Origin of the sequence: Dolichospermum planctonicum, from assembly GCF_005402965.1 — a bacterium.
Taxonomy (GTDB): Bacteria; Cyanobacteriota; Cyanobacteriia; order Cyanobacteriales; family Nostocaceae; genus Dolichospermum; species Dolichospermum planctonicum.
In genome coordinates this window covers 1-12,746 of sequence record NZ_BJCF01000076.1, presented here as the reverse complement: position 1 = coordinate 12,746, position 12,746 = coordinate 1, and the positions used below count along the sequence as shown (strand labels likewise).

The window sequence follows — 12,746 nt, the reverse complement described above, 5'->3', positions numbered from 1 at the left end:
GACGTTTTTGGTGATTTACTGTTTCTCAAATGCCTTTTTTCACTTTATATGTTTGTTTTGATGCTCTCTTTAATTTTTTCTCTACGTAATTTACCTCTGTGACAGTTTGGGGTGCGGAATGTGGGGTGTATAGAAAGTTAGTAATAATAGAGCTTTATCACCCCCAGTTGTCATAGTTTCTGTTGTTTGCACTACAAAATTAATAGAATTATTTTCTAGTACAGATTTAACTTCTGGCTGCTGCAAAAATAATTTAACATCAGGACTATAGTTACTTAATAAACCCTGACTACCAGCCACAGCTAGAGCAAGCCAAGTCGGAACTAACCAACTAGCTAACCAATAATTAGCTGTGAGAAATTTCTGACCAAAATGATGACGAGTAATCCAAATTATTGGTAATGTTAACCAACCTATTCCTAAGACTAAAGCTATTGGAGCATAGCTTCTAATCTCTGCTCCATCTCTAACACTAATTGGCAAAATACCTATATAAAATATTATGCCAATGATCAAGATTAATCCACCTAATCCACCAAATATATAACTTAAATTGCGAGGTAAAAAGGCATATTTCGTAGTCTTGATATTCTGGTTATAAATCTTACTTAGCCAATCAAATGCAAATCCTGCTAGTATTGATAACCAAGGATAGAGCATAAGTGCATAATGAGGTAAACGAGTAGAGGTTAGGCTAATTTCAGTTAAGATAATTAGAGGACAAATAACTAATATTAACCGATTTCGAGCCACAGGAAGACTGCTAACTAAAAATATTCCTAAAATACTAAATAACGGCCAAGGAAACGCTTTAAGAGGTATGTTCCATAAATAATATAAAGGCGAATGATCATTACGCTTTTCTGTAGCTATCCTAGTTACCAAAGCAAAGAATTGTTCAAAAACAATTGATCCATGATGTTGCCAGCTTAACCAAAACCAAGTTATTGTAGGAATTAAACCGATGGCAAATCCTATATATAACATTGGACTGGAAAGATGTTTATGACGGCGATGCTCCCAAATTAAATAAGGTAGTAGGCTGATTATCGGTACAAATATTAATTGACCTCGGATTAAAAACCCTAATGCCCAACTAAATCCTGTCACAAAACTCCAATAAGAACGATATTTAGGATTTAATTCTGCTTTTAGTAAACAGTAAATCCCAAAAAGAGCAATAGAAATAGTAATAATATCTGGGGCAACTAACCTACTAACTTGTAACCACAGAAAAGATATAGATAAAATTGCCGAAGCCAACCAAGCTATGGGTTTATTTAACAATATTGCTGCTATTTCATAAACTAGGAAAGTGCTTAAAACAGAAGCAACTTGGGAAGGTAGTCGAGATGTGACCTCATTAATATCAAATACTCTGTAAATAGATGCCAAAATCCAATAAAATCCTGGTGTTTTTTCATAGGCAAGTTCTGACCAAGATTGAGGTGTGATCCAATCTCCAGACTCTAGCATCCATCGAGAGCGTATAGCATAAGTAGTTTCATCATGAGCGATGAGACTGTGTTCCCCATTATTAAAAATCAGTAATGGTACTATCCAGATAACTAATCCTAAAAAATGCCAATTTGTGGGTTTGATAGAGATTTTCGCAAAATTAACCATTATCTTTTGTTAATATGATCCTTGCTTGAGTGCAGGCTTGGCATACTTATGATACCAGTCTACCGACAAAAAATCTCAGTTGGAAGGATTATAAAATGATAATGATTTGGTAATTTTGCTGTGATGATTTAACGTCAAGCACATATCAACCTAGTTTAAGCTTTATAGGCAACGCATATTTAATTTCCCATCTCTGGCCTCCAAATGTCTTTTACAATATCTGTCTAATGGCATTCTAGTCACGATAAAAATCCTGACATGGGATGATTTTGTAGTTATGGAAGTAGCGGATACTGATATTGGTATCGTCTTTAATAGCGCAGCATGATCATCAGCTTTTATCATGACTCATAAAATTGAGGTTCAATCTCTTAGGGGATTATCTGCACTCACCGCAGGTAATCGCCTCAAACAAGAAGGATATAATGAGTTACCATCTACCCAACATCGTCAAATCTGGGAAATTGCCCTGGAAATCTTTCAAGAGCCAATTTTTCTGCTTTTATTAGGCTGTGGTATCATTTACTTATTTTTGGGTGATGCTCAGGAAGCTTTAATTTTGTTAGGTTTCATCTTTTTTATTGTCGGCATTAACTTATACCAAGAACAAAAAACAGAAAAATCACTGGAAGCACTACGGGATCTTTCTAGTCCCCGTGCATTAGTCATTCGTGATGGAAAACGTCAACGCATTGCGGGACGGGAAGTAGTTCGTGAAGATGTGATTGTTTTGTCGGAAGGTGATAGAGTTCCAGCAGATGCTGTGGTGATATGGTCTACCCATTTGAGTGTTGATGAATCCTTATTAACTGGGGAATCTTTACCTGTTCGTAAGCAATCTGTCAGGGATACCACAGATTTAGAAAACACTATCAGAAGCACCACACAGCACCGTCCCGGTGGTGAAGATTTGCCTTTTGTCTATTCGGGAACCCTGATAGTTCAAGGTCAAGGAATTGCCCAAGTCTATGCTACGGGTATGCAGACAGAAATGGGGAAAATTGGTAAAGCCCTGCAAACTGTAACACAGGAAGACACGGTTCTGCAACGGGAAACTCGCAGAATTGTGAGTAAATTGACCTTTGTAGCGATCGCTATCTGCGTGGCTGTGATCGTTATTTACGGTGCATCTAGGGGCGATTGGCTACAGGGAGTTTTGGCAGGTTTGGCACTGGCTATGGCAATTTTACCTAATGAAATTCCCGTAGTATTGGCAATTTTCCTGGCTTTGGGGGCTTGGAGATTTTCCCAAGCTAGGGTTTTAACTCGGCGTGTCCCTGTGGTAGAAACACTGGGTTCTGCGACTGTTCTTTGTGTAGATAAAACCGGAACCCTGACTTTTAACCGGATGTCAGTTCAGCAGTTATTTGTATATGAATCTACAACCTTAACACCGCAATTTTACGATGTTGCCCTCCATGAACAAGAAGCGCTACCAGAAACGTTCCATGAATTAATTGAATTTGGCATTTTAGCCAGTCGCAAAGACCCCTTCGACCCCATGGAAAAAGCCCTGAAACAAGTGGGTGATGACTATTTAGCCAGAACAGAACATTTACATCAAGACTGGGAAATACTGCGGGAATATCCCCTCACAGGTCAATTATTGGCCATGTCCTGTGTGTGGCAATCACCAGAGGATAAATTAATAGTTGCTACTAAAGGATCTCCCGAAGCGATCGCAGATTTATGTCATTTTAATGACCAACAAATCCAAGACCTGCAACAGCAGATTAATCAAATGGCCAGGGCTGGTTTGCGCGTTTTAGGTGTAGCAAAAGTCATTGGACAACATCAAAAAAACAAAACCCTCAAGTCTCTTCCCCAAGCCCAACATGACTTTGAATTTGCCTTTTTGGGACTGCTAGGTATGGCCGACCCCGTGCGCCCAACTGTAGCCCCGGCCATTGCCGAATGCTACACCGCTGGTATACGAGTAGTGATGATTACAGGAGATTACCCCGCCACAGCCCAAAATATTGCCCGCCAAATTGGGCTAAAACCTGCCACAGAAGTGATTACCGGGGCAGAACTGGAAAAAATGCCAGAAGCTGAGTTACTCTCTCAAATTCAAACCGTGAATATCTTTGCCCGGGTCGTTCCAGAACAAAAATTACTGATTGTCAATGCCCTGAAACGCTGCGGTGAAATCGTCGCTATGACCGGAGATGGCGTAAATGATGCCCCAGCCTTAAAAGCCGCAAATATTGGCATTGCTATGGGTGAACGAGGAACAGATGTCGCCCGTGAATCTGCGGATTTAGTATTGCTAGATGATGATTTTTCTGCTATTGTTCAATCTGTCAGGCTGGGACGGCGAGTATTTGATAACCTGAAAAAAGGTATGGCTTATACTTTGGCCGTTCATATCCCCATTGCAGGGATGTCTTTAATTCCGGTCATATTTCATTGGCCGCTGGTGCTACTACCTATTCACATTGCTTTTCTACATTTAATTATTGACCCCGCTTGTACTATAGTATTTGAGGCCGAGCCAGAAGAAACCAATATCATGCACCGTCCACCACGTAATCCTAGAGAGTCCTTATTTAGCCGTCGGACTTTGAAATTAGCGATCCTGCAAGGGGTAAGTGTGTTGGTGGTGCTACTGGTTGTATTTGCTGTGGCTTTTTATTTTGGACATGGAGAATTTGATGCCCGCACTCTAGCTTTTACTACTCTCATTGTCTCTAACTTGAGTATGATATTAACTAATCGTTCTTGGTCGCGGACTATTCCCGAAATGTTACACACTCCTAATGCAGCACTTTGGTGGGTATTGGGTGGTGGTGTGGTGTTTATGGGACTGGTGCTTTATGTTCCTTTGTTACGCCATTTATTTCGGTTCTCTTTACTGCATTTTGATGATTTATTAGTTAGTCTTATTTCTGGGGTGTTTAGTATTTTGTGGTTTGAGGGACTCAAAGTTTGGCGACGCAGATATTCATAATCATTAATAATCATCCGCTTATCCAATTTTAAATGGCTTGGGATTGTTTAGTTTGTTGGTAACGGGTATGAGTATGTCCGGTTTGTTTAATCAAAAGCAAAAAGTTAAGTCTACAAATTGAAGAATTATTGAACGCAGATAACAGCAGATAACCGCAGATAACCGCAGATATCTAATGGATTTACTTGACTTCTGTAACTCGCCAGCTTAGTTTTAGGTTAACCCAGAAATTCCAAATTGTCGCCACTGCGATCGCTATAAAGTTAGCAATGTAGCGATTAGGAATCAGATAATTAAACACTAAATTCAATATCAGCACATTCAAAACTAACCCAGCCAAACAAACAACGTTGAACTTAATAAAGCGTTTGATCCGGGGTTTCCAGCCCTTCTGCTGTATAGAAACATCAGCGAATGTCCAAGCATCATTCCACAGAAAATTATTGAAAATAGCAATTTCACCTGCTAAAATTTTACTGCGTGTTAATGGTAAGGCTAGGGTTGTGGGGTCACTTAGTAAATAAAGTATTAACATATCCACAAATACGCCACTCAATCCTACTGCACCAAAACGAAGAAATCGCCCAACAGGAAAGTTGACTTTTTGACTAATTTTTCCTATTCTCCCAGTAGATAACCGTAATCTGATTAAATGTTGAATATAGTCTACATATTGTTTCCACGTGACTTTGCTTTCTCCTTCTGTGCGTTCCCGGAAAATGTAACCAGCTTCACCAATTTCCCTTATTTGTCCCCGGCCAATGACTTCTAAAAGAATTTTATATCCTATGGGATTAAGTGTAGTATTAGCGATCGCCTTTCGTCTTACCATAAAATAACCACTCATTGGGTCAGATACTCTACCCACAACTTCTGGTAAAATTACTAGTCCCAATACCTGCGCCCCACGGGATAAAAAGCGTCTAATTACACTCCAGCTACTCACACCACCACCCTCGACATGACGACTAGCTACTGCTAAATCTGCTCCCTGTTCAATTTTCTGCCATAATTGTGTCAGCACTTCTGGAGGATGTTGCAAATCTCCATCAATTACACCTAATATACTCCCTTTGGCCGCTTGCCAGCCACGAATTACCGCTGAAGATAGTCCCCGTTCTTCTTGACGACGCATGACCCGCAATTGGGGATAATCTGGGATGAGATTTTCCGCTACTTCCCAAGTGCGGTCTGGGCTATCATCATCCACTACAATTAGTTCATAATTACCAGGAATAGTCTGATCTAATAACCCACTCAAGATATTAACTACATTTTCAATGTTATCACGCTCTTTATAGGTAGGAATTACTACAGATAGCAGCATGATATTGTTTTCGTTCTTAGGGTCTGGTGTCAGTTCGGAAATTCTCAATGCACCGCAGGGAACTGATAATAGGGAATTTGATGAGTTTGTATTCATAAGCTACGTGGTAAATCTTAAATTGCCAAATTGTCTGTATAAAGCTTAATTTTCCATAGAGTATCATACACTTAATATGATCAAAACAAAGGGATATTGAGATTAAGGGTAAAGATGCACCTATTCGGTGAAAAGTATACTGCTATAATTAAAGAGATTTTAAATTTTAGATAACCTATTGAAAATAATCAGGTAAGAGCAATGGCTTATAGTGATTTTAGCTTAACTAAGTTTAGGAATAATTTTCATATTACAATTAATGAAGAAGCTGATTTATTTGCTACCGTAGAACCTATAGAAATCAGCGAAAAGTTGACTAACACTTTAGAAGAAACTACAGAACTCGCGTTAGCAATAAATACGGAAAAAGCACGCTCAGAAATGATTATTACGCCAATTTTATTAGAAGTAAGGCGTAAAGCTAATTATCAAATTAGTTTATTTTCTGGTACAGATTTTAATGTTGATATTGAGAGAGGTTTAAATGGTTATTGTGATTTTGTTATCAGTCTTTCTAAGGAACAGTTAACAATTAATGCTCCTGTACTAATTATTGTAGAAGCTAAAAATGAAAATATTAAAGGTGGTTTGGGTCAATGTGCAGCAGCAATGTTAGCAGCACAGTTGTTTAATGAACAGGAAGGTAATGAAATTAAAACTATTTATGGGGCGGTGACAACAGGAGATATTTGGAAATTCTTAAAGTTGCAAGGGACTGATATATTTATTGATTTGAATAATTATTATATTCAGGAGTTAAACAAGATCTTAGGTATTTTGTGTCAAGGAGTTTTGGGTTAAATTTCACTTCATCAATATTATCTATTGATATTGGTTCTCCTTTCAATTTATTATAAAACTTAAATAAGTCGTTTATATTTAATTGATCACCAATGACTAATATAACTGTTGATTCTATTCTTGAGTCTGCTTTAACAGATAAAGATATAACCCCGAATGATGCGGTATTTTTATTAAAACAGACCAGTCTAGAAGCAATTACACAAATTCAAGCTACAGCAGACCAATTACGACAAAAACAGGCTGGAAATACGGTTACTTACGTTATTAACCGAAATATTAATTTTACTAACATTTGTGAACAACATTGTAGTTTTTGTGCATTCCGCCGGGATGATGGTGATCCAGATGCTTACTGGTTAAACTGGGAGCAGATTTTGTCAAAAACTACAGATGCAGTGCGTCGAGGAGCAACTGAAATCTGTATGCAAGGAGGACTACACCCAGAAGCGCGAATAAATGGCAAGTCTTTACCCTACTATCTGAAACTGGTAGAAACCATCAAAAGCGAATTTCCTCACTTACATTTACACGCTTTTTCACCCCAGGAAATCCAATTTATCGCCAGATTAGACGGAATTTCCTATGCTGATGTCATTATAGCTTTGCGAGATGCTGGTGTCGGTTCTATGCCCGGAACAGCCGCAGAAGTGTTAGATGATGATGTGAGACGGGTATTATGTCCAGAAAAGATTAATACAGCAACTTGGTTAGAAATTGTCAGTACAGCCCATCAATTAGGTGTACCTACTACCAGTACCATATTATCTGGACATATTGAAACTCCAGAACAACAAATTGGACATTTAGAAAAACTGCGATCGCTCCAACAAAAAGCAATAGAAACAGGATATCCTGCTAGAATTACTGAATTTATTGTTTTACCATTTGTGGGACAAGAAGCGCCCAAATCCTTACGCAGACGGGTAGGAAGGGATCAACCAGTGTTAACTGATTCCCTGCTGTTAACCGCTGTCGCCAGAATTTACCTGGGAAATTATATACCCAATCATCAACCAAGTTGGGTAAAATTAGGACTGGCTGGGGCTACAACGGCCTTAAATTGGGGTTGTAATGATCTTGGTGGGACTTTAATGGAAGAACATATTACCACCATGGCTGGGGCTATAGGTGGTACTTGTATGGAAGTAGAAACTTTACAGAACGCCATAGCATCTATAAACAGACCTTACCAACAACGAGATACTTTATATCGAGTCATGGAAAATGGAAAATAGACAATTGGGGAGAACTAATAATTTTTAGTAACTATACCGATTCAAGATAGGATAGACGTTGATTTAGTTGTTTTACTTAATGCTTATGAAAAGCTATTGGTCGCGTCTGCTTTCTTTAGTGTTAGTTTTAGTTATCGGCTTAATTGGTTGTAGTGGTAGTCTTGATAGTTTAACTGGGGATTATCGTCAAGATACCTTAGCTGTAGTCAATACCTTGAGACAAGCTATAGAATTACCACAAGGTTCTCCTGAACAGGCCGCCCTACAAACAGAAGCCCGTCAAAAAATTAACGATTTTTCAGCCCGTTACCAGAGAAATAGCGCTGTTGCGAGTCTTAGCTCTTTTACAACCATGAGAACAGCCCTCAACTCCCTTGCGGGACATTATAGTTCTTATCCTAACCGTCCCGTTCCTGAAAAACTCAAAAAACGCCTAGATGCAGAATTTAAAAAAGTAGAAGCATCATTAAAACGTGGCGCTTAATTTAAACTGCGAGGATTGTTTTTTGATCACTAAAATTAAATATAGGAATCCTCAATAATTTGTTAACAACAATATCCCCGACTTCTTAAATAAGTCGGGAATATGAAATTCTTAACTTTCAAAAATCAAATAGGAGTCCCATAATGACTCAACTAAAAATTAAACTGACCGTTGAAGAATTTCTCGCACTTCCTGAAAATGATACTACTTATGAGTTTGTTGACGGTGAAGCTATACCTAAATATAAAAATCAGCAAATGTCTCCTAAATTTTTTCATGGCTCAACCACAGGAGCATTATTTATAATATTTATATTATTATCTACATGGGCGCAAGCAAAAGGTCGTGTTGTCGTGGAATGGGCTATCAAATTAACTAAAAATCAAGAAATTTGGATACCCGTCCCTGATTTAACTTATGTTTCCTACCACCGTCTTGCTGCTGACTGGCTTGAAGATGAAGCTTGTCCTGTTATACCAGAATTAGTGATGGAAATTATTTCTCCTGGTCAGACTTTTGGAGATATGATTGAAAAAGCCACTTATTATCTCCAAGGGGGGATTTTATTAGTGTGGATAGTAGATACAATATCTCAAACTATCACTGTTTTTACACAATCTTCTCTTCCTGTGACTTTTCGAGAACATCAAATTATCACTCATGAAATATTACCAGGATTAGAAATAACTCCTCATACCATTTTTCAACGTGCTGGTTTAATTCGTTAATTTACAGCAGTTCCCGATCTTATGAAGTACAGATATTAATAATAAAACTCTTGTGGTGCGGGCATCTTGCCCGCTAAAAGCCTACCTCATGAAGATGAAATCTGCTGTAATAATAAAACTCTTGTGGTGCGGGCATCTTGCCCGCACAAGGTGTACCTCACTCAAAGCTACTTGCTGTAAGTTTCAAACCCCACCCCCAACCTCCTCCCCGCAAGCGAGGAGGAGGCTATGATGTATTTGACATCATTAAGAAACGCGAAGTACAGATATTAATCATTAGTAATCTTTTTTCTAAATAAAGCCCTATATACTGGTTCACCCTTATTGAAGGTGGCTATTTCCCGTTCCGTGGGAACTGGAAAGGGATTTTCTGCTAACCATGTTGTTGTTCCTAGCTTTTCAAATGCAGGATGTTCATAAAAGCGATCGCACATTTCCTCTGCTACAAATTGTATATCAGATTGGAGAAAAACAACACCACCCACAGCTAAATAATTGGCTAATTCTGTTACCAATTCCCGTTGGACTACCCGACGTTTCGCGTGACGATTTTTAAACCAAGGATCAGGAAATTGAATTGTCACTTTTTGTAATCTTCCTGGAGGTAAATTGGATAACAAGGAAACTAGGGAGTTATTCACATTCGCAAACATATAATGTAAATTTTTTAAACCCATTTCGTCGCGGATTCTATTGGCTTCTACTACCAACGGTTCTCGAATTTCTAAGCCTAAAAAATTCCAATTTGCTTCTATTTGCGCCATTTTCAACACAAATCTACCCCTAGCACAACCAATATCTAAATGTAGTGGTAGGTTTGGTTGTGTATAAATACTTTCCCAGTCTGGAGAAGCGGTTGGGGTTTGAAATTTACTCGCAAGGGGGTTAACGTGCTGACGAACTCGAACAGGTGACAAAATTTACTCTCCTCAAAAATAAAAATCTTTAACAAATGTATACAAATATTATTAAGTCTAAATATTCCCACACTAGTATACACAGTCAAGGTTATACTTTGAGAATAATAATTTTTTCCAACTAGATTTTTAACATTTTCTTAACCCAATGAAACTCAATTTTCGGTTTGCTATAGTTAGCGATTTACACATTGCGCTTCCTGAAACTATTTGGGATCACCCTAGTCGTTTTCATTTGGTAGAGGTAAGTGTTCCGGCTTTTGATAGTGTCTTAGCACATTTAACCCAATTAGATTTAGATTTTTTGTTGATCCCTGGAGACCTAACCCAACATGGTGAATCAGTAAATCACAAATGGTTACAAAATAGATTATCTCAATTACCTTTTCCATCTTACGTGATTCCTGGTAATCATGATATACCTGTTTTGATGGCTAATGAACAATCCATTGGTTTTGCAGATTTTCCCTATTATTATCAACAATTTGGTTATGAAAATCCTCAACAACATTATTATAATCGTCAGATATTCCCAGGAGTGAGATTAATCGGTCTTAATTCTAACTCATTTAATGATCAAGGTCAGCAAATAGGCAGGTTAGATAATCAACAACTTCAATGGTTAAAAAAGGAATTAGCAGCAATTGGGGATGATTTAGTTTTGGTAATGATTCATCATAATGTGGTTGAACATTTACCAAATCAGTCTTGTCATCCCATGGCGAATCGTTATATGCTAGAGAATGCAGCAGAACTGAGGCAATTATTACAAGACTATGGAATTAAGTTAGTATTTACAGGACATTTGCACGTTCAAGATATCGCCTGTTCCCAAGGGATATATGATATTACAACTGGTTCTTTAGTCAGCTATCCTCATCCCTATCGGGTACTGGAATTTAACCGTGATCAATTAGGTAGGGAATCTTTACAAATTGTTTCTCATCGTGTAGAATCAGTACCAGATTTTCCCAATTTACAAACACTATCACGAAAATGGATGGGCGATCGCTCTTATCCGTTTGTACTCAAATTATTAACTTTACCTCCCCTGAGTTTACCATTAGACCAGGCACAAACACTAGCACCCGGTTTACGGGATTTTTGGGCGACCATTGCCGATGGTGATGCTATGCTAGAATATCCACACTTCCCCATTCATGTCCGTCGTTACATCGAAGAATATAGCGCCGTTAATGGTGGGAACACAGCTTTCATTGATAATCACAGTACGCTTTTAATTGGTCATTAATACCTCTTTACTGTCACCTGTCCCCTCTTTACTGTCACCTGTCACCGTGGCGTAGCACCTCTTTACTGTCACCGTGGCGTAGCACCTCTTTACTGTCACCTGTCACCGTGGCGTAGCACCTCTTTACTGTCACCGTGGCGTAGCACCTCTTTACTGTCACCTGTCCCCGTGGCGTAGCACCTGTCACCTGTCCCCGTGGCGTAGCACCTGTCACCTGTCCCCGTGGCGTAGCACCTGTCACCTCTTTACTGTCACCTCTTTACTGTCACCTGTCACCTCTTTACTGTCACCTGTCACCTTGTCACCTGTCACCTATTCTTCAAGAGAACGACAAATGGCAAATACGGAAGTATAACCATGTAGGAAAGTTCTACCACTGACAGGACCGATTTCACCACCGCAGAAACAGCCACCCATGGGTATATCATGGAGATAACGGCTAAAAAGTTGGGAATCAAAATTAGGTTGGCCATAAAGTCCTGTTCCTCGTCCTAAACAGGTAAACATTAAAGCCCCGACGGGAGACGGTTGACTAGTATTTTCATTTTCATTTTGATATTCTTGGAGTAGATTTTCTAAATCTTGGGACGAAGCCTCCGCTTCCCGCAAGTGAAATTGTAACCTTTGACCGGCACGAATGCGATCGCTAATAGCGATCGCCCCAGCTTTAGGGTCTACCCCCAAAATATTCCGAATTAAAAAATCCCCCGAATGTAAATTCATTCTAAATTCATCCATTGCTAAACCGACAAATAAAGAATGTTGGGCTAAAGTTCGATCTTCTTCACTCAAACTACTAATTAAATTTCGTAACACCATCAAAGGCACTTTTTCATCCAACTCTAAAATAATATTCCGTTCCGCTTTAGTGACCTGTAATGGTTGACCAATGGGACGACAACCTTGAGAAACAATAGTATCTAAGACGATATTCCCAGTTAAAGCTATACCTATCGTACCTTCTCGACATAACTTATCATTACAAAATAAACCCACAGGACCATTTATAAAGCCACTGCTGGCCTGTCCTCCTACCACCACCGAACCTGGATAAGCAAAATCTAACCCCTGCAATAGATCATTAGTTGCTGAACCAAAAGGACTGGACAAGAGAATAAATTGGGGTACTGGTGACGGTGGTACACCCACTAAATCAATCCAAGCATTGGGGGAACTATCGGAATCTGGCAATTCTTCAGCTAAAACCCACATTCCGCACCCTGAACTGTCACAGATCAAAAAAGCAGAGATAGTAGTACATAATAACTAACGATCAATTAAAGAGAAATAAGCTTAATGAGAATACATATCATTAAAAGGGGGGTGG

General features: G+C 38.9%; 9 protein-coding genes and 1 pseudogene. 6 read left to right on the top strand and 4 right to left on the bottom strand.

The genetic code is table 11. The features are described 5' to 3' along the window. Positions 1–90: 90 nt before the first annotated feature. Positions 91–1,626 carry an ArnT family glycosyltransferase gene (locus tag FFO06_RS19860; protein ID WP_137909574.1) on the bottom strand — a complete coding sequence of 512 codons (1,536 nt, stop codon included), beginning with the start codon at positions 1,624–1,626 and terminating at the stop codon, positions 91–93. A gap of 343 nt (positions 1,627–1,969) precedes the next feature. On the opposite strand from FFO06_RS19860, the gene FFO06_RS19855 reads away from it, so the two are divergent. Continuing rightward, a complete protein-coding gene (locus tag FFO06_RS19855) occupies positions 1,970–4,576 on the top strand; it encodes a cation-translocating P-type ATPase (RefSeq protein WP_137909573.1) in 2,607 nt (868 codons plus the stop codon). A gap of 181 nt (positions 4,577–4,757) precedes the next feature. Here FFO06_RS19855 and FFO06_RS19845 read toward each other — a convergent pair whose 3' ends face one another. After that, complete coding sequence (locus FFO06_RS19845; protein WP_137909572.1) at positions 4,758–5,999, bottom strand: glycosyltransferase; 1,242 nt, start codon at positions 5,997–5,999, stop codon at positions 4,758–4,760. 201 nt (positions 6,000–6,200) lie between these two features. On the opposite strand from FFO06_RS19845, the gene FFO06_RS19840 reads away from it, so the two are divergent. The 4 genes from FFO06_RS19840 (at position 6,201) to FFO06_RS19825 (ending at position 9,250) form a co-directional block, all read left to right on the top strand. Beyond that, a complete protein-coding gene (locus FFO06_RS19840) occupies positions 6,201–6,800 on the top strand; it encodes a hypothetical protein (RefSeq protein WP_137909571.1) in 600 nt (199 codons plus the stop codon). A 92-nt stretch (positions 6,801–6,892) separates the two neighbouring features. After that, on the top strand, positions 6,893–8,038 hold the full coding sequence (gene cofH, locus FFO06_RS19835; RefSeq protein ID WP_137909570.1) for a 7,8-didemethyl-8-hydroxy-5-deazariboflavin synthase subunit CofH: 1,146 nt from the start codon (positions 6,893–6,895) through the stop codon (positions 8,036–8,038). 85 nt (positions 8,039–8,123) lie between these two features. Then, positions 8,124–8,522, top strand: coding sequence for a photosystem II protein Psb27 (gene psb27 / locus FFO06_RS19830; RefSeq protein ID WP_028082886.1), 399 nt, complete (start codon positions 8,124–8,126; stop codon positions 8,520–8,522). Between the two features lie 143 nt (positions 8,523–8,665). After that, on the top strand, positions 8,666–9,250 hold the full coding sequence (locus tag FFO06_RS19825; protein WP_137909569.1) for a Uma2 family endonuclease: 585 nt from the start codon (positions 8,666–8,668) through the stop codon (positions 9,248–9,250). 269 nt (positions 9,251–9,519) lie between these two features. Here the strand turns inward: FFO06_RS19825 and trmB are convergent, their stop codons facing one another. After that, positions 9,520–10,167 (bottom strand): tRNA (guanosine(46)-N7)-methyltransferase TrmB, encoded by a 648-nt coding sequence (gene trmB / locus FFO06_RS19820; protein WP_137909568.1) that lies wholly within the window; start codon positions 10,165–10,167, stop codon positions 9,520–9,522. 148 nt (positions 10,168–10,315) lie between these two features. Between trmB and FFO06_RS19815 the strand changes: the two genes are divergently transcribed. Then, the gene (locus FFO06_RS19815) at positions 10,316–11,419 is read left to right on the top strand and encodes a metallophosphoesterase family protein (protein ID WP_137909567.1); all 1,104 of its coding nucleotides are present in this window, start codon (positions 10,316–10,318) and stop codon (positions 11,417–11,419) included. Between the two features lie 312 nt (positions 11,420–11,731). Here FFO06_RS19815 and FFO06_RS19810 read toward each other — a convergent pair. Further along, positions 11,732–12,625 (bottom strand): annotated as a pseudogene (locus FFO06_RS19810) (FIST signal transduction protein); the annotation flags it as partial. Positions 12,626–12,746 lie beyond the last annotated feature (121 nt).

Bases quoted from the DNA above. Each gene is read 5' to 3' on its own strand.
- FFO06_RS19860 (WP_137909574.1), bottom strand. From the start codon at position 1,626: ATGGTTAATTTTGCGAAAATCTCTATCAAACCCACAAATTGGCATTTT.
- FFO06_RS19855 (WP_137909573.1), top strand. From the start codon at position 1,970: ATGACTCATAAAATTGAGGTTCAATCTCTTAGGGGATTATCTGCACTC.
- FFO06_RS19845 (WP_137909572.1), bottom strand. From the start codon at position 5,999: ATGAATACAAACTCATCAAATTCCCTATTATCAGTTCCCTGCGGTGCA.
- FFO06_RS19840 (WP_137909571.1), top strand. From the start codon at position 6,201: ATGGCTTATAGTGATTTTAGCTTAACTAAGTTTAGGAATAATTTTCAT.
- cofH (WP_137909570.1), top strand. From the start codon at position 6,893: ATGACTAATATAACTGTTGATTCTATTCTTGAGTCTGCTTTAACAGAT.
- psb27 (WP_028082886.1), top strand. From the start codon at position 8,124: ATGAAAAGCTATTGGTCGCGTCTGCTTTCTTTAGTGTTAGTTTTAGTT.
- FFO06_RS19825 (WP_137909569.1), top strand. From the start codon at position 8,666: ATGACTCAACTAAAAATTAAACTGACCGTTGAAGAATTTCTCGCACTT.
- FFO06_RS19815 (WP_137909567.1), top strand. From the start codon at position 10,316: ATGAAACTCAATTTTCGGTTTGCTATAGTTAGCGATTTACACATTGCG.